Annotated in this window: 17 protein-coding genes; 10 read left to right on the forward strand and 7 right to left on the reverse strand. The window is 56.2% G+C overall.

Annotated elements, in window-relative coordinates:
* The first annotated feature begins 25 nt into the window (after positions 1 to 25).
* From B0B09_RS13090 to infB, 5 genes are all read left to right on the forward strand, one after another.
* Entirely contained in the window at positions 26 to 1,567 is a 1,542-nt protein-coding gene (locus tag B0B09_RS13090) for an ABC transporter substrate-binding protein (RefSeq protein ID WP_055295331.1), read from the forward strand.
* A gap of 215 nt (positions 1,568 to 1,782) precedes the next feature.
* Positions 1,783 to 2,358: a ribosome maturation factor RimP gene (gene rimP / locus B0B09_RS13095; RefSeq protein ID WP_076660406.1), complete on the forward strand. Its 576-nt coding sequence runs from the start codon at positions 1,783 to 1,785 to the stop codon at positions 2,356 to 2,358.
* 1 nt (position 2,359) lies between these two features.
* Positions 2,360 to 3,967 (forward strand): transcription termination factor NusA, encoded by a 1,608-nt coding sequence (gene nusA / locus B0B09_RS13100; RefSeq protein ID WP_055295333.1) that lies wholly within the window; start codon positions 2,360 to 2,362, stop codon positions 3,965 to 3,967.
* A 25-nt stretch (positions 3,968 to 3,992) separates the two neighbouring features.
* Entirely contained in the window at positions 3,993 to 4,625 is a 633-nt protein-coding gene (locus B0B09_RS13105) for an RNA-binding protein (RefSeq protein WP_076660408.1), read from the forward strand.
* Positions 4,622 to 7,105: a translation initiation factor IF-2 gene (gene infB, locus B0B09_RS13110; RefSeq protein ID WP_076660410.1), complete on the forward strand. Its 2,484-nt coding sequence runs from the start codon at positions 4,622 to 4,624 to the stop codon at positions 7,103 to 7,105. Before B0B09_RS13105 ends, infB begins: the two co-directional genes overlap by 4 nt.
* 62 nt (positions 7,106 to 7,167) lie before the next feature.
* On the opposite strand, the gene mutT is transcribed toward infB, so the two are convergent.
* The 3 genes from mutT to B0B09_RS13125 are packed head-to-tail and all read right to left on the reverse strand — an operon-like array spanning position 7,168 to position 9,626.
* Positions 7,168 to 7,566 carry an 8-oxo-dGTP diphosphatase MutT gene (gene mutT, locus B0B09_RS13115; RefSeq protein WP_076660412.1) on the reverse strand — a complete coding sequence of 133 codons (399 nt, stop codon included), beginning with the start codon at positions 7,564 to 7,566 and terminating at the stop codon, positions 7,168 to 7,170.
* Positions 7,563 to 8,777, reverse strand: coding sequence for a bifunctional glutamate N-acetyltransferase/amino-acid acetyltransferase ArgJ (gene argJ, locus B0B09_RS13120; RefSeq protein ID WP_076660414.1), 1,215 nt, complete (start codon positions 8,775 to 8,777; stop codon positions 7,563 to 7,565). The genes mutT and argJ overlap by 4 nt, the downstream gene beginning before the upstream one ends.
* 6 nt (positions 8,778 to 8,783) lie before the next feature.
* Entirely contained in the window at positions 8,784 to 9,626 is an 843-nt protein-coding gene (locus tag B0B09_RS13125) for a peptidylprolyl isomerase (protein WP_076660416.1), read from the reverse strand.
* 196 nt (positions 9,627 to 9,822) lie between these two features.
* Here B0B09_RS13125 and secA point away from each other — a divergent pair, with 196 nt between their 5' ends.
* On the forward strand, positions 9,823 to 12,531 hold the full coding sequence (secA, locus tag B0B09_RS13130; RefSeq protein WP_076660417.1) for a preprotein translocase subunit SecA: 2,709 nt from the start codon (positions 9,823 to 9,825) through the stop codon (positions 12,529 to 12,531).
* A gap of 104 nt (positions 12,532 to 12,635) precedes the next feature.
* Positions 12,636 to 13,628, forward strand: a complete 993-nt coding sequence (locus tag B0B09_RS13135) for a hypothetical protein (RefSeq protein ID WP_076660419.1) — start codon at positions 12,636 to 12,638, stop codon at positions 13,626 to 13,628.
* On the opposite strand, the gene radC is transcribed toward B0B09_RS13135, so the two are convergent.
* From radC to B0B09_RS13155, 4 genes are all read right to left on the reverse strand, one after another.
* Positions 13,625 to 14,392 carry a RadC family protein gene (gene radC, locus B0B09_RS13140; protein ID WP_076660421.1) on the reverse strand — a complete coding sequence of 256 codons (768 nt, stop codon included), beginning with the start codon at positions 14,390 to 14,392 and terminating at the stop codon, positions 13,625 to 13,627. The genes B0B09_RS13135 and radC overlap by 4 nt on opposite strands.
* A gap of 41 nt (positions 14,393 to 14,433) precedes the next feature.
* Positions 14,434 to 15,576 carry a molecular chaperone DnaJ gene (gene dnaJ / locus B0B09_RS13145; RefSeq protein WP_055295349.1) on the reverse strand — a complete coding sequence of 381 codons (1,143 nt, stop codon included), beginning with the start codon at positions 15,574 to 15,576 and terminating at the stop codon, positions 14,434 to 14,436.
* 73 nt (positions 15,577 to 15,649) lie between these two features.
* On the reverse strand, positions 15,650 to 17,554 hold the full coding sequence (dnaK, locus tag B0B09_RS13150; protein ID WP_055295350.1) for a molecular chaperone DnaK: 1,905 nt from the start codon (positions 17,552 to 17,554) through the stop codon (positions 15,650 to 15,652).
* A gap of 205 nt (positions 17,555 to 17,759) precedes the next feature.
* The gene (locus B0B09_RS13155; protein WP_055295352.1) at positions 17,760 to 18,581 is read right to left on the reverse strand and encodes an ABC transporter permease; all 822 of its coding nucleotides are present in this window, start codon (positions 18,579 to 18,581) and stop codon (positions 17,760 to 17,762) included.
* 121 nt (positions 18,582 to 18,702) lie between these two features.
* On the opposite strand from B0B09_RS13155, the gene cysQ reads away from it, so the two are divergent.
* The 3 genes from cysQ (at position 18,703) to B0B09_RS13170 (ending at position 21,305) form a co-directional block, all read left to right on the forward strand.
* A complete protein-coding gene (gene cysQ / locus B0B09_RS13160; protein WP_076660423.1) occupies positions 18,703 to 19,500 on the forward strand; it encodes a 3'(2'),5'-bisphosphate nucleotidase CysQ in 798 nt (265 codons plus the stop codon).
* The gene (locus B0B09_RS13165; RefSeq protein WP_076660425.1) at positions 19,500 to 20,300 is read left to right on the forward strand and encodes a 3-deoxy-manno-octulosonate cytidylyltransferase; all 801 of its coding nucleotides are present in this window, start codon (positions 19,500 to 19,502) and stop codon (positions 20,298 to 20,300) included. Before cysQ ends, B0B09_RS13165 begins: the two co-directional genes overlap by 1 nt.
* Positions 20,301 to 20,411: 111 nt before the next feature.
* Positions 20,412 to 21,305, forward strand: coding sequence for a UTP--glucose-1-phosphate uridylyltransferase (locus B0B09_RS13170; protein ID WP_055295356.1), 894 nt, complete (start codon positions 20,412 to 20,414; stop codon positions 21,303 to 21,305).
* Positions 21,306 to 21,309: the final 4 nt, after the last annotated feature.

Consider the following 21,309-nt stretch of genomic DNA (forward strand, 5'->3'; position numbering starts at 1 on the left):
TAAGACAACTAGGGAGAATGCAAGTATGCAAGGAATTAGTAGACGCGGCCTGTTAAAGACAGGTGTAGCAGCAGGTGTGTTGGGCCTGTCAGGAATGCCGCTGCGTGCGCAAACTCGCGGTGGTAAACTGACCGCCGGTCTTTCAGGTGCAAACACATCTGATAGTTGGGACGGACGTACCCACTCTGACCTCTTCATGATCGCTTCGGCGCAGGGCGCTGTTTTTGACAGCCTCACAGAAGTTGGCGCTGATGGCTTGCTCAAGGGCGAATTGGCCGAAAGCTGGGAAGCATCTGCTGATGCAAAGGTCTGGACATTCAACCTGCGTCAGGGCGTGACCTTCCACAACGGCAAATCCTTTGGCGCGGATGACGTGATCGAATCGCTGCAAATGCACGTTGCTGAAGGCGCGAAATCTGCGGCAGAGCCCATCGTTTCAGCCATCACCGAAATGACCAAGGTCACTGATTATCAGGTCCAGCTGACGCTGGCAGCAGGCAACGCTGATCTGCCCTATCTGCTGTCGGATTATCACCTGCTGATGTATCCAGCAGGCCAGATTGAAGAGGCGATTGCGCAGGGTATCGGTACGGGCCTTTATCAGGTGCAGTCCTTTGATCCCGGTGTGCGCATGGTCGCGACCCGTTATGCGGATCACTATAAAGGCGACAGCGCCGGTTTCTTTGACGAGATTGAATATATCGCAATCAATGACAACACAGCACGGACCAACGCGCTGCTGACTGGTCAGGTTGATGCGATCAACCGGATTGATTTTCAGACCGAGGCGCTGTTGCGTGCGAACCCTGCGCTGCGCATTCAGGAACTGACCGGTAACCAGCACTACATCTTCCCGATGCTGACAAAGGTTGCACCGTTTGATGACGTGAACGTGCGCCGCGCGCTGAAGTACGGCATCAACCGTCAGGAAATGGTGGACAAGATCCTGCTCGGTCACGGCCAAATCGGTAACGATTCGCCAATCGGTCCTGCAAACCAGTACTACAATCCAGATATGGAACAGCTGGCTTACGACCCTGATAAGGCTAAGTTCTACCTCCGGGAAGCTGGTCTCGACAGCATCGACCTTGATCTTTCGGCATCCAATGCGGCGTTTGAGGGTGCCGTTGATGCAGCGCTTCTTTACAAGAACTCTGCTGGCGAAGCTGGAATCAATATCAATGTGATTCAGGAACCCGCTGACGGCTATTGGTCCAATGTCTGGTTGAAGAAGCCTTGGTGCGCCAGCTACTGGTCTGGCCGCGCGACAGAGGACTGGATGTTCTCGACCGCATATGAGGCCGGTGCGCCTTGGAATGACAGCCAGTGGGATGAACCCCGCTTCCAGGAACTGCTGTTGTCCGCCCGTGCCGAGCTGGATAGCGACAAGCGCCGCGAGCAGTACTACGAAATGCAGCAGATCCTGCGTGACGATGGCGGTGTGATCCTGCCAATGTTTGCCAACTATGTGCAGGCGTTGAACAACCGCATCGCGACACCGGAAACAGTGGGCAACCTCTGGCAGATGGACAACGCCCGCATGGCCGAGCGTTGGTCGCTGGCATAAGCCGTGCTGGCTTGAGAATAGAAACGCCCTGCCGAAAGGCGGGGCGTTTTGCGCTTGAAAGGCGGGTAGGTGATGACAGGCCTTGCAGTTTGGCCGTTCCTTCCGTATACGATCCTTAACAGCGGCGACTTGGCCTCCACCCCCAAGCCTCCACCGGAATTTTCCACGGGCCGCGCGCCCGTTTTTTTGTGCCGAATGATAAGTCGGAAAGAATGATGAACGATCTGATCGCCAAAGCGGCCATTGACCGCCGCATCGCTGAAATCATCACCCCAGTTGTCGAGGACATGGGGTTCGAAGTCGTGCGCGTGCGTTTGATGACCGGCAAGGAAAGCATCCTGCAGATCATGGTGCAGCGCCCCGATGGCCAGATCGAAGTCGATGAATGTGCCCAGATTTCCACAGCTATCAGTGCAGTGCTGGATGTCGAAGACCCGATTCTGGATGTTTACACGCTTGAGGTTTCAAGCCCCGGGATCGACCGTCCGCTGACGCGGATGAAGGATTTCGATCAGTGGGAAGGCTTTGAAGCCAAAGTTGAAACCGATGAACTGATCGATGGCCGCCGCCGTTTCAAAGGGCAATTGGCGGGCACCGAAGGTGACGAGATTCTGATCACGATTGCCGAGGGCACGATCGGACTGAAATTTGAATGGCTGTCAGACGCCAAACTGGTTCTGACAGATGAGTTGATCCGCGATGTTTTGCGCGGTCGCAAAGACGCGGGTCAGATCGACGAGACCCAATTTGATGAAATCGAAACCATCATTGATGGCGAGGAGAACACTTAAGATGGCATACACATCCGCCAACCAGTTGGAGTTGTTGCAAACAGCAGAGGCCGTGGCCCGCGAAAAGAACATCGAGCCCGGGCTTGTTGTGGAAGCGATGGAAGAATCGCTCGCCCGTGCGGCCAAGTCGCGCTATGGCGCGGAAATGGACATTCGCGTGTCCATCGACCGCAAAACCGGCAAGGCGACCTTCACCCGCGTGCGGACTGTGGTCGAGGATGATGAGCTTGAGAACTATCAGGCTGAATTCACTGTCGAGCAGGCCAAAGAATACATGGATAACCCTGAAGTCGGCCAGCAGTTCATCGAAGAAGTGCCACCTGTGGAATTGGGCCGCATTGCTGCACAGTCTGCCAAGCAGGTGATCCTGCAGAAAGTCCGCGAAGCCGAGCGTGACAAGCAATACGAAGAGTTCAAGGATCGCGCCGGCACGATCATCAACGCGCTGGTCAAGCGTGAAGAGTACGGCAACGTGATCGTTGACGTGGGTTCCGGTGAGGCCGTGCTGCGCCGCAATGAAAAGATCGGCCGCGAGGCATACCGTCCCAATGACCGTATCCGCTGTTACATCAAGGAAGTGCGCCGCGAACAGCGTGGCCCACAAATCTTCCTGTCGCGCACCGCGCCAGAGTTCATGGCAGAACTGTTCAAGATGGAAGTGCCCGAGATTTATGAAGGCATCATCGAGATCAAGGCTGTGGCCCGTGACCCCGGTTCGCGCGCGAAGATCGCTGTCATTTCCTATGACGGGTCCATTGACCCTGTCGGTGCCTGCGTTGGTATGCGCGGGTCCCGCGTGCAGGCCGTTGTGAACGAACTGCAGGGCGAAAAGATCGACATCATTCCATGGAATGAAGATATGCCGACCTTCCTTGTGAACGCGTTGCAGCCTGCCGAGGTATCTAAGGTGGTTCTGGACGAAGAGGCCGGCAAGATTGAAGTTGTTGTGCCTGAAGAGCAGCTTTCTCTTGCCATCGGTCGCCGCGGCCAGAACGTGCGCCTTGCGTCGCAACTGACCGGTCTGGATATCGACATCATGACCGAGGAAGAAGAGAGCAAGCGTCGTCAGGCCGAATTCGAGCTGCGCACGAAATTGTTCATGGATACCCTTGATCTGGACGAGTTCTTTGCCCAACTCTTGGTATCTGAAGGGTTCACGAACCTTGAAGAGGTCGCCTACGTTGAGCTGGATGAACTGCTGGTGATCGAAGGCGTCGATGACGATACTGCTGCCGAATTGCAGGCGCGTGCGCGCGACTATCTGGAAGCGGAAGCCAAAAAAGCCATGGAAGCGGCCCGCGCGTTGGGTGTCGAAGACAGCCTTGTCAATTTCGAAGGGCTGACACCTGCCATGCTTGAGGCGCTGGGCAAAGACGGTGTGAAAACACTCGAAGACTTTGCAACCTGTGCTGACTGGGAACTGGCCGGTGGCTGGACGACGGTCAACGGCGAACGCGTAAAAGACGAGGGCGTGCTAGAGCCGTTCGACATATCGCTGGAAGAAGCGCAAGACATGGTGATGACCGCCCGCGTGATGCTGGGTTGGGTTGACCCTGATGATCTTGTTTCGGACAGCGAAGAAGAGCTGATCGCGGAGGAGGAGGCCTGATCGCAGGCCTTCGAGGGGATCGCAGATGGCGCGTGGTGGCCATAACAAAGAACGCGATGATGTTGAACGTAAGTGCATCGTCACGGGCGAGGTGCAGCCAAAGGCTGGCTTGATCCGCTTTGTTGTGGGCCCTGACAATCAGGTTGTGCCTGATGTTCTGGGCAAACTGCCGGGCCGTGGCATGTACGTGACAGCTGACCGGACAACGCTTGAAGAGGCGAAGAAAGGTCAGTTTTCACGCTCTGCCAAGCAGGCGGTCACTGTGCCCGACGGACTGGTGGACGAAGTTGAACGCCAACTTGCCCGCCGCACCGTTGATCTGATCGCACTGACCCGCAAAGCGGGCCGTGCGGTTTGCGGATTTGAAAAGGTAAAGGGTTGGCTCGCCGGTGGTGAGCGGGTCCGTGTTCTGGTTCAGGCCTCTGACGGGTCGGAACGGGGCAAAACGAAACTATGGACGCCCGAGGGTGCCCGATACTTTGGCTGCCTGACCTCTCAGGAATTGGGTTTGGCATTTGGGCGGCAAAGTGTGATACATGGCGCGCTTGCGACTGGCAGACTCAGCGATCGTGTTGTAGAGGAAGCCACAAAGCTACGCGGATTACGCGAAGGGAACGGGGGCGATACGGCCTCCGGGAAGGATAAAGAAGCTAAATGAGCGATAACGACGGTAAAAAGACACTCGGCCTTGGTGGTTCACGTCCCAGCAACGTGAAGCAAAGTTTTAGCCATGGGCGGACCAAAAACGTCGTGGTGGAAACCAAACGCAAACGCGTTGTGGTGCCGAAGCCCGGTGCAGCCAAGCCTACCACAACCGGTGGCCCTGTTGGTGGTGATCCAAAGAAGCGCCCCGCAGGCATTTCTGATGTTGAACTTGAGCGCCGGATGAACGCGCTGAAGATGGCGAAAGCCCGCGAGGCCGAAGAGGCCGCCGCGCGCGAAGCCGACGAAAAGGAACGCGCTGCCGAGCGTGAAGCGCGCCGCGCCGAGATGGAAGCCAAAGAGGCCGAGGATCGCGAACGCGAAGAGCGCGCGAGAGCAAAAGCCGAGGAAGAAGAGCGCAAGGCCGCTGCCGCTGCGAAAGCCAAGGCGATCGCAGATGCGCCGCCTGCAGCCGCCGCTGTTCCCGGCGAAACCGAGATTTCCCGCCCCTCTGCCGCGCCGCGTAAATCGGATCGTGGAAACGATGCGCGTGATAAAGAAACCAAGCCGAAACCAAACCGTGGTGGTGAAGACAACCGCCGTTCCGGCAAGCTGACGCTGAATGATGCGATGGCCGGCCGCGAAGGTGGGCGTCAGCGCTCAATGGCTGCGATGAAGCGCAAGCAGGACCGCGCCCGTGCGAAAGCGATGGGTGGATCTGTCGAGCGTGAAAAGGTCTTCCGCGAAGTGGCGCTGCCCGAGGCGATCACGGTGTCGGAACTGGCCAACCGGATGACCGAGCGTGTTGCCGACGTTGTGAAAGCGCTGATGACCAACGGTATCATGGCGACGCAGAACCAGACGATTGACGCGGATACCGCCGAATTGATTATCGAAGAATTCGGCCACACAGTTGTGCGCGTGTCCGACGCGGATGTCGAAGATGTCATTCAGGCCGTGGAAGATAAGCCCGAAGACCTTAAACCGCGTCCGCCGATCATTACGATCATGGGCCACGTTGACCACGGCAAGACGTCGCTGCTTGATGCGATCCGCAATGCAAAGGTTGTGGCCGGCGAAGCAGGCGGGATCACACAGCACATCGGTGCCTATCAGGTCACGACCGAAAGTGGTGCAGTGCTGTCGTTCCTTGACACACCCGGCCACGCCGCCTTTACCTCGATGCGCTCTCGCGGCGCACAGGTGACGGATATCGTTGTGCTTGTAGTGGCGGCCGATGATGCTGTCATGCCGCAAACGGTTGAGGCGATTAACCACGCGAAAGCGGCGAAAGTGCCGATGATCGTGGCGATCAACAAAATCGACAAGCCCGAGGCAAACCCTGACAAAGTGCGGACGGATCTGTTGCAGCATGAAGTGATCGTCGAAAAGATGTCCGGCGATGTGCAGGACGTTGAAGTGTCGGCCATCACAGGCAAAGGTCTTGATGATCTGCTCGAAGCGATTGCCCTGCAGGCAGAGATTCTTGAACTTAAAGCCAACCCTGATCGCGCTGCCGAAGGTGCCGTGATCGAGGCGCAGCTTGATGTGGGCCGCGGCCCTGTTGCAACCGTTCTTGTGCAGAACGGGACATTGCGCCAAGGCGATATCTTTGTTGTGGGCGAGCAGTACGGCAAGGTCCGTGCGCTGATCAACGACAAAGGCGAACGCGTGAAAGAAGCAGGCCCTGCCGTACCGGTCGAGGTGCTCGGCCTGAACGGTACGCCAGAAGCAGGCGACGTGTTGAACGTTGTTGATACCGATGCCCAGGCACGTGAAATCGCCGAGTATCGTGAAAAGGCTGCGAAAGAGAAACGCGCTGCTGCCGGTGCTGCGACAACGCTTGAACAGCTGATGGCGAACGCCAAGGCCGATGAAAACGTCAGCGAACTGCCGATTGTGGTAAAAGCAGACGTGCAAGGCTCGGCCGAAGCGATTGTGCAAGCGATGGAAAAGATCGGCAACGATGAGGTCCGCGTGCGCGTCCTGCACTCTGGTGTTGGTGCGATTACTGAAACCGATATCGGTTTGGCTGAAGCATCCGGTGCGCCTGTCTTTGGCTTTAACGTCCGTGCGAATGCGACCGCACGGAACACAGCCAACCAAAAAGGTGTCGAGATCCGCTACTATTCGGTCATCTACGATCTTGTGGATGATGTGAAAGCGGCGGCCTCTGGTCTGTTGTCTGCGGAAATTCGCGAAAAGTTCATCGGCTATGCCAACATCAAAGAGGTCTTCAAGGTCTCGAATGTGGGTAAGGTTGCCGGTTGTCTTGTGACAGAAGGTGTCGCGCGTCGTTCTGCGGGCGTCCGTCTGCTGCGCGACAACGTGGTTATTCACGAAGGCACGCTGAAGACGCTCAAGCGCTTCAAGGACGAGGTTGCCGAGGTGCAATCCGGTCAGGAATGCGGCATGGCGTTCGAGAACTATGATGATATCCGCCCGAATGACGTGATCGAGATTTTCGAGCGCGAAGAGGTCGAACGGAACCTGTAACAGCGGGTTTCAGGAATAGAAAAGGGCGGTCCCAAGGGCCGCCCTTTTTCGTTTCGGTAGTGCTAAAGCCAATCCCGCAAGATCGGGATCAGGGGTATATCAGCCGCAGGCATCGGGTAATCCCGCAGCTGGTTTGCCCGCACCCATTTGAGTGCCTGCCCCTCGCGCGATTGCGGCGTGCCCTCCCATTTCCGGCAGGCGAACAGCGGCATCAGCAGGTGGAAATTCTCGTAAGTATGACTGGCAAAGGTCAGCGGTGCGAGGCAGGACGCCCAAGTGTCGATGCCCAGTTCCTCTTGCAGTTCACGGATCAGCGCGGCCTCTGGTGTTTCACCCTCTTCCACCTTGCCGCCCGGGAATTCCCACAGGCCCGCCATAGATTTCCCCTCGGGGCGTTGTGCCAAAAGGATGCGGCCGTCGCCATCAATCAGGGCGACTGCGGACACCAGAACAGTCTTCATGAGCGATAATCGGCGTTGATTGTGATGTAGCCGTGGGTCAGATCGCAGGTCCAGACGGTACTTTCGCCACTGCCGATCCCCAGATCAACGCCGATCTCAAGCTCGGCGTTTTTCATATAGGCGCTGGTGGCCTCTTCCGAATAATCCGGCGCGCGCCAGCCGTTTTCGGCGACGGTGATGTCCCCAAACCGAATGCTGAGCGTGTCGCGGTCTGCTGCGGCGCCTGACTTGCCAACAGCCATCACTATCCGCCCCCAGTTGGCGTCTTCGCCTGCGATCGCGGTTTTCACCAAAGGTGAATTGGCGATCGAGAGCGCCACTTTATGGGCGTCGGTATCAGTCTTTGCGCCGGTCACTTTGACGGTCACAAATTTGGTCGCCCCTTCGCCGTCACGCACGACCTGATGCGCGAGGTCCTGCATGACGTCGTGCAAGGCCGCTGCGAAATCGGCGTTTCCTGTCACATCCACACCTGATGCGCCAGTTGCGGCCATCAAAAGTGAATCCGAGGTCGATGTGTCGCTATCGACGGTGATGCAGTTAAAGGTTTTCGCGTTGGTTTCAGAAACAAGCGTTTGCAAATCCGCCTGCCCAAACTGTGCATCGGTAAAGATATAAACCAGCATCGTCGCCATATCAGGCGCGATCATGCCAGAGCCTTTGGCGATGCCTGCGATCTTCACGTCCTTGCCGTTCACCGTGATCGTGGCTGCGGCGCCCTTTGCAAATGTATCGGTGGTCATGATCGCGCGGGCAGCGTTCTCGATCTCATCCGCACTTTGGTTTGCGTGCAATTCCGCGATCTTGGCAATGATCCGGTCATGTGGCAGCGGCTCACCGATCACACCGGTAGATGCCGTGAAAATCCGGTCTATCGGCGCGCCGGTCTGGGCTGCCACGGCTTCACACACCGCCTCAACCGATGCGCTGCCTCGGCTGCCAGTAAAGGCGTTCGAATTGCCTGAATTTACCAGAAATGCGGCGATGCTGCTGGGGTCACTGCCCAGTTTCGCCTGACAATCCAGCACAGGTGCCGAGCGGGTCGCCGAGCGCGTAAAAACCCCGGCCACCGCAGTGCCAGGCGCGACAATCGCCAGCATTACATCGGTACGGTTCTTGTATTTGACGCCTGCCGAGGCCGCCGCAAAGGTGACCCCGTCAATTTTGGGCAGTTCCGGAAAAGTTGCGGGGGCAAGGGGCGAGACAGGCATATCAGATCAATCCAGCAGGTTGGTTGCATCAATCAGGCTGGGATCAAACTGCCCCGGCTCTGGCTTTGTAATTGTTTCTTCGGCCGCCAATGCGTCCAGACGGACAGTGATTGCCGCCTCTTGGAGTTCGGCAGTCAGTTCGCGGCGGACCTCATCGAGTGTCGGGCCAGCCTGAATCCGTTTGTCGAGCAGTGTTGCGACATGCCAGCCGAACTGGGTTTCGAACGGCTCGGTCACGCCACCCACCTCAAGCGCTGTCACGGCGTTTTCGAATTCAGGCACCATCGCGCCAGCGCCGAACCACCCCAGATTGCCGCCATTCGGGCCCGTTGGTCCCGTGGATACATCACGCGCTACATCAGCAAAGGCAGCACCTTCATCGATGCGGGTTTTGGCTGCGGCTGCTTCTTCTTGTGTTTCGACAAGCAGGTGTGCGGCGTTGAATTCCTCGATCTCTTCGGCATTTGCATACCGCGCCTCATAGGCAGCCTGTAGATCAGCTTCGGTTACCGCGTTTTCGGCAATCTCTGTAATCTCTTCAGCCGCGAGCAAAGAGCGGCGTTCGTTCAGCAGCGTAAAGTTCGTGCGCGCCGAAGGCTCGCCTGCCGCATCTGCCAAAAGCTGTTGCTGGATCAATTGTTCGACAAGACCATCAAAAAGCACCTCGGCAGGGAGTTGCGCATACTGCGGCGGCAGCAGGGTGCGGGCGATGATAATCTCACCCATGGTGATCTCTGTCTCGCCAACGGTGGCAACAACTGTGTCAGCTGTTACGTCTTGGGCGAAGGCCCCGGTGGACAAAGTGGCGGCCACTGCAGTTGCACCCAAAAATGTAACATGTTTCAGCATTATACGTTCCCTTGATAGGCCGCGGCTTCCCGCGGCGTTGACACTGTACTGGCGGCCCCTTACATCCCAAAGATGCCTCGAGGAGGCCGTTATAGTTCGATAATCTTGGCCCTTTCTAAGTGGCCTGAAGCGGGCCTACAAGCGACCTCCTCTCAAATAGATGTCAGACAGGCGCCGAGGCGCCATCGGAGAGAACATGCTGGGTTTCGGAACAATTGCCAAAAAGGTGTTTGGCACCGCAAACGACCGCAAAGTAAAAGCTGCCCGTCCCTTGGTCGACAAGATCAATGCGCTTGAGCCTGAGTTTGAGGCGCTTTCTGACGAAGGCATCAAACAAAAGACAGAAGAGCTTGCCAAGCGTGCAATGGGTGGCGAGAGCCTTGATGACCTGTTGCCAGAGGCATTTGCCAACTGCCGCGAAGCCGCGAAACGTGCCTTGGGTTTGCGGGCGTTTGACACCCAGCTCAAGGGCGGCATCTTTCTGCATCAGGGCAACATCGCCGAGATGAAAACCGGTGAAGGTAAAACGCTCGTTGCGACGTTTCCGGCCTATCTGAACGCGCTGACAGGTAAAGGCGTACATATCGTCACCGTGAACGACTATCTGGCGCGCCGTGACGCGGAATGGATGAGCAAGGTGTATGGCGCTTTGGGTCTGACCACCGGTGTGGTTTACCCCCAGCAGCCAGAGGGCGAAAAGAAAGCCGCCTATGCCTGTGACGTGACCTATGCCACGAACAACGAACTTGGTTTTGATTATCTGCGCGACAACATGAAATCCGAGCTGAGCCAGATGTTCCAGCGTGAGCATAACTTTGCGATCGTGGACGAAGTCGACAGTATCCTGATTGATGAGGCACGCACACCGCTGATCATCTCTGGCCCCGCGCAAGACCGGTCCGACATGTATGCGACCATCGACAAAGTGATCCCCGATGTGGCGGACGAACATTTCACACTGGATGAGAAAACCCGCCAAGTGTCATTCTCTGATGAAGGCAATGACTTTCTCGAAGAAAGGCTCACTGCTGCGGGGCTCTTGCCCGAAGGGCAGACGCTTTATGATCCTGAAAGCGCGACTTTGGTTCACCATGTGAACCAGGCATTGCGCGCGCATAAGCTATTCACCAAGGACAAAGACTATATTGTGCGCGATGACGAGGTCGTGCTGATTGACGAATTCACTGGCCGCATGATGGCCGGTCGCCGTCTGTCGGACGGTTTGCATCAGGCCATTGAAGCGAAAGAAGGCTGCACGATCAAACCAGAGAACGTGACTTTGGCCTCTGTGACCTTCCAGAACTATTTCCGCCTTTACGACAAACTGGGCGGCATGACCGGCACCGCTGCGACCGAGGCCGAGGAATTCCGCGAAATCTATAACCTTGGCGTTGTTGAGGTGCCGACGAACCGCCCTATCGCACGTATCGACGAAGACGATCAGGTTTATCGCACAGCGCGCGAGAAATTCGAAGGCATCGTCGCAGAGATTAAAGCGGCCCATGACAAAGGTCAGCCGATTCTTGTGGGTACGACATCTATCGAAAAGTCAGAGGCTTTGGCCGAGATGCTGAAAGCCGAGGGAATCACCTACAATATTCTCAACGCGCGGCAGCACGAAAAAGAAGCCCAGATTGTTGCCGATGCCGGCAAGCTGAATGCGGTGACGATTGCGACCAACATGGCGGGTCGTGGTACGGACATTCAGTTGGGTGGTAACGTTGAAATGCGCGTGATGCAGGCGATGGAAGAAAATCCCGACGCTGACATCGAAGCGGTCCGTGCCAAGATCGAGGCCGAAGTTGCCGATGAAAAGGAAAAGGTAAAGGCGGCCGGTGGTCTTTATGTGCTGGCGACCGAACGGCACGAAAGCCGCCGGATCGATAACCAGCTGCGCGGCCGTTCCGGCCGTCAGGGTGACCCCGGACGCTCGGCGTTCTTTTTGTCGCTCGAAGACGATCTGATGCGGATTTTCGGCTCTGACCGTCTGGACAAAGTGCTGTCCGGCCTTGGCATGAAAGAGGGCGAGGCAATCGTGCACCCATGGGTGAACAAATCGCTCGAGCGCGCGCAGGCCAAGGTCGAAGGCCGTAACTTTGACATTCGCAAACAGCTGTTGAAGTTCGACGATGTGATGAATGAGCAGCGCAAGGTCATCTTCTCGCAGCGGCGCGATATCATGATGGCAAAGGACCTTTCAGAGGTCACAAAGGACATGCGCGATCAGGTGATCGACGACCTTGTTCATGACTATATGCCGCCAAAAACATATGCAGATCAATGGGATACAGAGGGTCTCGCGGAAAGTGTCAAGGAACACATCGGTCTTGACCTGCCTGTTGTTGCTTGGGCTGCCGAAGAGGGTGTGGACGATGATGACATCCGCGAACGTCTTGAAGAGGCCGCAGACAAATACATGGCCGAAAAGGCAGAAGCCTTTGGCGATGAGACGATGCGCAATGTTGAAAAGCAGCTTTTGTTGCAGACCATTGACGCCAAGTGGCGCGAACATTTGCTGACGCTTGAGCACCTGCGCTCGGTTGTTGGTTTCCGTGGATATGCCCAACGGGATCCGTTGAACGAATACAAAACCGAAGGGTTTCAGTTGTTCGAAACCATGCTCGAAAGCCTGCGTTCTGACGTAACGAAAAAGCTGGCGCAGATCCGGCCAATGTCGAAAGAAGAGCAGGAACAGATGATCGCCCAGATCCGCCAGCAGCAGGCAGCCGCAGCAGCGGCGGCGGCAGGTGCAGCGGCCCCTGCGGCGGTGGCTGAGGCGACGGGAACGGTGCGTGAAGGTTTTGACGAAAACGACCCGAATACATGGGGAAACCCTGGTCGCAATGACAGCTGCCCCTGTGGATCAGGCAAAAAATTCAAGCACTGCCACGGAAGGCTCGCCTAATTTCTGACATAATCGGAACACGCTAAGACCTTTAGCCAGTCCTGTTAACGTCACGCTAACCGTGCAACTTCATCCTAGCTTAATTTCAGCTGTGAGGGATGGGGATGTCTCGCTTAAAGACAATCAAGACAATTGCGTCCACGCTCACCGTGGCGCTGTCGATTGGATTCGTGGCACAGTATGGCGAAACGACACCGGACATGGCCGGTGCCGATGTGCTTGAAACCTACAATAAACCACCCCAATCCTTGATGTTGTCGACCAACGCGGAGGGGCAGGCTGTTTTTGGCGTACCCAACATCGTAACAACCCCGCTGGACCATACGGCCAATGCAAAACGGGTGGTCGCGGTTGATTCGGTCTACACGGAATTCGACGCCCCACAATTCCAGTCCATCATGGCCACGCCCACGCCGGGATGCGAGACCGTCCTCGATACCCGACGCGAGACAGCTGCTCTTGTCACACTCAGCATCGCGTCACCCTGCCTTACGAACGAATCCTTTGTTGTGTCGCACAGTGGTCTGCGCGTGTCTGCAACCACGGACCGAAGCGGCAATGCGCAGGTGTTGATGCCTGCTCTTGTTCCCAATGCCGAATTCGAAGTGACGTTTGATAATATTCTCAAAGCATCATCCGAAGTCTTTGTTCCGGAGTTGCGCCGCTATGACCGTGCGGTCCTGCAATGGTCGACGACAGATAACATGCGCCTTCATGCGCTTGAGAATGGTGCGCAGATTGGTGATCCCGGACATGTTTGGTCGGCGTCGTTCCACACTGCCGAAGACACACGTGACGGCAAAAACGGCTTTGTCCTCTATCTTGGTGATGCCGAGGCCGAAATTCCCTTTCAGGCTGAGGTTTATACTTTTCCCGAAGGGCAGATGAACCGCAACAGTGGTGTTGATTTGCGTGTCGGTGTCAACGTAACTGCCGCAAACTGTGGTCGGGAAATCGATGCAGGTACGATCCAGACCAACTCGGGCCAGACGCTTGTGGTGAACGAGATCACGCTACAAATGCCCGCCTGTGATCAAGTTGGTGAAGTGACCTTGATCCAGAACAAATTTACCAACCTTGCGGTGGTCTCGAACTAGGCGGTTCCGTCAAACAGGCCGAGTGACCGAAAGCTGGTTTCGCTGGATTTTCCGATGATCAGATGATCATGCACCGTGATGTTCAGTGCCATGGCGGCGTTCGTAATTTGCCGTGTCATCTGCACATCGGCATCTGACGGCGTAGGGTCACCGGATGGGTGGTTGTGCACAAGGATAAGGGCGCTGGCATTCAGTTCGAGCGCACGTTTAACCACCTCGCGCGGATAGACCGGTACATGGTCAACGGTGCCTTTTGCCTGTTCCTCATCGGCGATCACGGTGTTTTTGGTATCCAGAAACAGGATGCGAAACTGCTCGGTTTCGCGGTGCGCCATCGTCGTATGGCAATAATCCAGCAAAGCATCCCAGTTCGATAGCACATGGCGCTGCATAACCTTCGAGCGCGACAACCGGTGTGCGGCAGCTTCGACCAGTTTGAGTTCCAGCAGAACGGCATCACCAACCCACTTGACGCCGGAAAGCTGGGCCAGAGGTGCGGAAAGGACGCGGTTAAAGTCGCCAAACGTATCAATCAGCGCCCGGGCGAGCGGTTTGACATCCTGGCGCGGGATCGCACGAAACAGTACCAGTTCGAGTAGTTCATAATCTGGCATGGCATCGGCCCCGCCCGCCAGAAAGCGTTCGCGTAGCCGTTTGCGATGGTCACGCACATAAGACGGGAGTTTGCCGGGCGTGAGCGGCAGAACCTCGGTCACGTCGTCGTGGTCAGGAAACAGGGAGGGTGCTTCGGCAAAGTGATTCATACAATCACTTTGCCGAAGTGGTGGTTACTGCGCGGTTAACGCTAGCTCTTCATCGAGTCCCAAAAGCTTTTAACCGTGTCGAAAAAGCTTGATCCGTGCGGATTGTTGTCTTCGCTCAGCTGGTCGAACTCTTTGAGGATTTCACGCTGGCGTGCGGTCAGTTTGACAGGTGTTTCCACAGCCAATTCGATGAACATGTCGCCGATGCCACCACCGCGCAGGGCAGGCATACCCTTGCCGCGCAGACGCATCTGACGACCGGATTGTGATCCCTCGGGCACCTTGACGCGGCTGCGGCCACCGTCAATCGTCGGCACCTCGATTTCGCCACCCAAAGCAGCAGTCGCGATCGACACGGGCACACGGCAATAAAGGTTCGTATTTTCCCGCTCGAACAGCGCATGGTTCTGCACTTCGATAAAGATATAGAGATCGCCCGTTGGCCCGCCGCGCATCCCTGCTTCACCCTCGCCAGCGAGGCGGATGCGTGTGCCGGTTTCAACACCGGCCGGAATGTTCACAGACAGCGATTTCTCTTTTTCGACACGGCCTTGGCCGTGGCACGTCCGGCAGGGATCCTTGATGGTCTGCCCCATTCCGGAACATGTCGGACAGGTCCGTTCGACCGTAAAGAAACCCTGCTGTGCGCGCACTTTGCCCATGCCGGAACATGTGGGGCAGGTTTGCGGTTCAGAGCCGCCTTCGGCACCTGTTCCGTTGCAAGAACCACAGCCCACAGCCGTAGGAACAGTGATCGTTTTCTGCATGCCCGAGAAGGCATCTTCAAGGTTGATCCGGAGGTTATACCGCAGGTCATTGCCGCGCTGGGCCGCATTGCGTCTACCGCCACCGCGACCCCCCATGAAATCACCAAAGAGATCGTCGAACACGTCAGAAAATGCGCTGCCGAAATCACCTTGGCCGCCGCGTGGCCCACCGCCACCGCCGCCCATACCGTTTTCGAACGCGGCATGACCATAGCGGTCATAGGCGGCTTTCTTGTTGGGATCTTTCAGAACTTCATAGGCCTCATTGGCCTCTTTGAACTGGGCTTCGGCATTGGGATTGTCGGCATTGCGATCAGGATGGAGCTCTTTCGCCTTCTGGCGGTAGCCCTTCTTGATCTCTGCAGCATCGGCGCCTTTGGCAACACCAAGCACTTCGTAATAGTCACGTTTTGCCATGATAAGTTCCCCCTTGGGAATGACAAAGACCGGCCCGGTTCAGGGGCCGGTCAAATGTCAGCGGCGCGCGGCCTTAGTTGTCACGCTTGTCGTCGCCCAGATCCTCGAAATCCGCATCAAGGATTTCTTCGTCTGCACCCGGTGCATCCGGCTCTACTTCGCCGTCTGCTTCTTGCTGAGACTTGTAGATCGCTTCGCCCAGTTTCATGGCTGCTTCGGTCACGTTCTGGATGCCGGACTTGATCTTGTCGGCTTTGTCGCCTTCCAGATCATCCTTGAGCGCGGCAATCGCCAACTCGATCGCTTCGATCGTGGTTGGGTCAACCTTGTCGGCATGCTCTTCCATCGACTTTTCAGTCGAGTGGATCAGGCTTTCAGCCTGGTTTTTCGCATCCACAAGCTCGCGGCGTTCCTTGTCGGCCTCGGCGTTTGCCTCGGCGTCTTTAACCATTGCTTCGATGTCCTCATCGGACAAACCGCCAGAGGCCTGGATCGTGATCTTCTGCTCTTTGCCGGTGCCTTTATCTTTCGCGCCGACTTCAACGATGCCGTTGGCGTCGATGTCGAAGGTCACTTCGATCTGTGGCATGCCGCGTGGTGCTGGCGGGATATCTTCGAGGTTGAACTGGCCCAACATCTTGTTGTCGGCCGCCATTTCGCGCTCACCCTGGAACACGCGCAGTGTCACGGCGTTCTGGTTGTCTTCGGCAGTCGAGAAGACCTGAGACTTTTTCGTCGGGATCGTTGTGTTGCGGTCGATCAGGCGTGTGAACACACCACCGAGCGTTTCGATACCCAGCGACAGCGGTGTCACGTCGAGAAGAACCACGTCTTTGACGTCACCCTGCAGAACACCGGCCTGAATGGCGGCGCCCATGGCAACCACTTCGTCAGGGTTCACGCCTTGGTGGGCTTCCTTGCCAAAGAATTTGGCAACTTCTTCCTTCACCTTCGGCATGCGTGTCATACCACCGACCAACACGACTTCGTCGATGTCGGATGTGGACAGGCCCGCGTCTTTGATCGCGTCTTTACATGGCTTCAGTGACGCCTTGATCAGATCGCCAACAAGGCTTTCCAGTTTCGCACGTGTCAGTTTCATGACCATGTGCAGGGGCTGGCCGTTCGAGCCCATCGAAATAAACGGCTGGTTAATTTCGGTGCTGGAAGACGAGGACAGCTCGATCTTGGCTTTCTCGGCAGCTTCTTTCAGACGCTGCAACGCCATCTTGTCCTTGGTCAAATCGACCGAGTTCTCTTTCTTGAACTCGTCGGCAAGGTAGTTGACGATGCGCATGTCAAAGTCTTCACCACCAAGGAACGTGTCACCGTTAGTGGATTTCACTTCGAACAGGCCGTCGTCGATTTCCAGAATGGTCACGTCGAATGTACCACCACCAAGGTCATAGACGGCGATTGTCTTGCTGTCTTTTTTATCCAGACCATAGGCAAGGGCAGCTGCTGTCGGCTCGTTGATGATCCGCAGTACTTCGAGACCAGCGATTTTACCGGCGTCTTTGGTGGCCTGACGCTGGGCGTCGTTAAAGTAGGCAGGTACGGTGATAACAGCCTGCGTTACTTCTTCGCCAAGATAGCTCTCGGCGGTCTCTTTCATTTTGCCAAGGATAAAGGCAGAGATCTGGCTTGGGGAGTATTTCTCACCCTTGGCCTCGACCCATGCGTCACCGTTGCCGCCGTTGACGACATTGAACGGCATGTTCTTCTTGTCTTTGGCAAGATCCTTGTCGTCGAACCGACGACCGATCAGGCGCTTGACCGCAAAGATTGTATTCTCGGGGTTGGTGACAGCCTGGCGTTTCGCGGGCTGACCCACGAGACGCTCATCATCTGTGAACGCAACGATAGATGGCGTTGTCCGCGCACCTTCGGAATTTTCGATTACACGTGGCTTTGCACCATCCATGATGGCGATACAAGAGTTCGTGGTTCCCAGGTCGATACCAATAACTTTGGCCATTTTTCAAATCCCTCTACTTTAGGCGGTTTGAGCAGCGCGAACCCGTTTCGGCACCCGCGCCAGTTTCCAGTGTGAAGTCTGCGGTTGCTCCGCTCGACTTCGATCTCAGCGTATATAGGGGTGCGATATTGGGGCTGCAAGCATCTGGGGTGCGACGAGAAGCCTAAAATACCGGTTTTTTCTGGATAGGCGGCGCTTGTCTTACCTATCTGCCGGCAGACCAGCTTATCGAGACGTGCTGTCGCCCGAAAAATTCGCCCATAAGACCGATCATGATCAGGACAAGCGACAAATAAATCGGATATTCGACGCTGGTGAACTGCGGGTTGTAATGCAGGAACACGGCACCGCGCATCTGGTCGATGTTGTGGAACAAAGGGTTCCAGTCAAACATTGCTATCATTGATGCGGGCAGTGTGTTGACAACAAACATTTTGCCCGACGCGAGCATATTCACACGTGTGTAGATCGTTTTGGCAAGCGACGTGAAACGCGGGAACCACGGGCTCAAGGCCAGAAAAATCATGCCAACCGCACAGCCTGAAAACCACGCCATCAGGAAAAAGCCCATTGCGGCGACAGGATCATGGATTGTGATCGGCGTGAATGCGATGTGGTAGACTGACAGGATCACAACCAGCGTGAAGATCTGCGTGTAAAGCGTTGCAAAAGCCGCAGCCACGATGGCGATGATTGTATTCATCGGGCGGTGCAGCATCATTGAAGATGTGGGTCCACCCGCGCCCATGACGGCGCTCACTGATTTGATATGCGTGAGATAAACAAAAATCCCGGTCATGATGTAAAGCATCATATCGCCACGGATCGGAGAACTGCGAAGCCCAAGCACAGTGAAAAACAGCAGGAAGGCGATTATCATTGTCAGGCCCTGCATGAGGTTCAGCAACATTGCGATAACAGCACTGCGATGACCGCTGCGCGCTTTGCGGACGATCGTGTGATAGATCACCTCAAGCATGCCAAACAGACCACTTGTCTTGTTTCTATAGATCGGGGTCTGGAACATAGGCAGTCCGTTTTGCTGGGTAAAAGCGTTGTTGTATATGTTGCGACGATAACCTTGCTGATCGCGCGGCGAAACAGCATAAACAGGCCGAACAGGGCTTTTTGATGACAGGTAACATTTAATGGATTTTGAAGAACTCACCAAGGTGATGCGTGCGCTTGCCTTGCAAGCTGGTGACAAGATCATGGAAATCTATAACGCGGATGATTTTGAAGTCCGCTCCAAAAGCGACGAAAGCCCGGTCACTGCCGCGGATGAAGCCGCAGACGAGATCATCAGCGCAGGGTTGCGTACAGCCTTCCCTGACATCCCTTTGGTCACCGAGGAGCAGGCCGCATCGCATCGGGTTTCGGCCCGCACATTTCTGATTGTCGATCCGCTGGACGGTACGAAGGAATTCATCAAACGGCGTGGCGATTTCACGGTGAATATTGCTTATGTCAAAGACGGCGTGCCGGTGCGTGGCATTGTCTATGCGCCTGCGAAAGAGCGCCTTTTTTACACTGATGCCCAAGGCGTTTCTGTCGAAGAGCAAGGCCCGTTTCACGTAGGTAAACAGGGCCACACAACCCCAATCACTGTGTCAAAACCCGACAACAACGCGCTTCTTGTTGTTGCGTCCAAGTCGCACCGCGATCAGGCGACAGATGACTATATCAGCAAATATGCGACAGCAGACATGAAGAGCGCCGGTTCGTCCTTGAAATTCTGTTTGGTGGCCACCGGTGAAGCCGATCTTTATCCGCGGCTTGGCCGTACGATGGAATGGGACACGGCGGCGGGCCATGCGGTGTTGAATGGCGCAGGTGGCGCGGTTGTTCGCTTTGATGACCATACGCCGTTGCAGTATGGAAAGCCGGCATTTGAAAACCCGTTCTTCATTGCCTACGCCCCGGGTGTCGCACTGGAGAGGCCGTAATGTCCGTCATCATCGTCATTCCCGCACGGTACGCGTCTACGCGCTATCCCGGCAAACCGCTTGTGACGCTGAAAGGGGCCAGTGGCGAGGCCAAGAGCCTGATCCGCCGGTCATGGGATGCGGCCTGCGGGGTGGCAGGTATCGACAAGGTAGTCGTGGCGACCGATGACGCGCGCATTGCCGAGGCTTGTGCAGCCTTTGGTGCCGAGGTCGTGATGACGTCGACCACTTGCCAGAACGGAACCGAGCGTTGCGCAGAGACGCTTGTGAACTTGAGTGAAGACTATGACATCGTGGTGAACCTGCAGGGTGATGCCCCGCTGACACCGGCATGGTTCATCGAGGATTTGGTGCAAGGCCTGCGCGATAATCCCGCAGCAGATGTTGCGACCCCTGTTTTGCGCACCGAAGGGCGCGCGTTGAACGGGCTGTTGCAGGACCGCCGGGAAGGGCGTGTGGGCGGGACAACGGCCGTCTTTGGTGCGGACAACAACGCACTCTATTTCTCGAAAGAGGTGATTCCCTTCACCGGAAAAACCTACGACGACGCGGATGAAACACCGGTTTTCCACCATGTTGGCGTTTACGCCTATCGTCCGGATGCGCTCAAATCCTACCCACAATGGCCCGCCGGGCCCTTGGAGCAATTGGAAGGGTTAGAGCAGTTGCGTTTTCTTGAACGGGGTGTTCCCATGCTTTGTGTGGAAGTCGCCGCCAAGGGCAGGCAGTTTTGGGAATTGAACAACCCCGAAGATGTTCCGCGTATTGAAGAAATGCTCAAAGAAATGGGGCATGACTAAGTTTTTTATGAAGGCAGGCCAGACTGGCCCGCAGAAATTTTACGTTTTCCGTCTTATTATCGTCCATATCGGCGGTTATTGCGGCAGTCTTTAAGTATTGAGGGTAGAGTCATGGATAGAAAAGTATCAAAAGCCATTTTTCCCGTTGCGGGACTTGGCACGCGGTTTCTACCGGCGACAAAATCCGTACCCAAGGAAATCATGACCTTGGTCGACCGCCCGCTGATCCAATATGCGATTGACGAGGCGCGTGCCGCTGGCATCGAAGATTTTATCTTTGTCACCTCACGCGGCAAGTCCGCACTTGAAGACTACTTTGATCTTGCGCCTGATCTGGAAGCAGCGCTGGAGGCTTCGGGGAAAACCAAGCTGTTGGAAATCCTGCGCAGCACCAACATGGAAAGCGGCACGATCGCCTATTTGCGCCAGCACAAGGCGTTGGGCCTTGGGCATGCGGTGTCCTGCGCACGTAAACTGATCGGGGATGAGCCCTTTGCGGTTATTCTGCCCGACGATGTGATCGCGGCCGAGAAACCTTGTCTGCAGCAGATGGTCGAGGCCTATCAGGAAACCGGTGGCGCGATGGTGGCTGCGATGGAAGTCTCGCCAGCGCAAACCGCATCTTACGGTGTGCTTGATATCGCTGCGCAGGACGGGCCGATTGTCAGGGCCAAAGGGATGGTTGAAAAACCCGCCGTGGGCACTGCACCATCCAATCTGGCGGTGATCGGCCGCTATATTCTGACGCCACAGGTTCTTGCCAATTTTGACAAGATCGGGCGCGGTGCCGGTGGTGAAATCCAGCTGACCGACGCAATCGCAGAAGAAATCAGCGCAGGCCGCAATGTGTTCGGCTATCGCTTTGACGGGCAGCGCTATGATTGTGGGTCCAAGGCTGGTTTCCTGCAGGCGACCGTTGCCTTTGCACTTGCGCGCGAGGAGTTGCGTGATGAGTTCGCGGAATTTCTGGCGCAGATGCACGCAACAAAGCAGGCCGCACAGTAGGGCC

Source organism: Yoonia rosea (genome assembly GCF_900156505.1).
Classification (GTDB): Bacteria; Pseudomonadota; Alphaproteobacteria; order Rhodobacterales; family Rhodobacteraceae; genus Yoonia; species Yoonia rosea.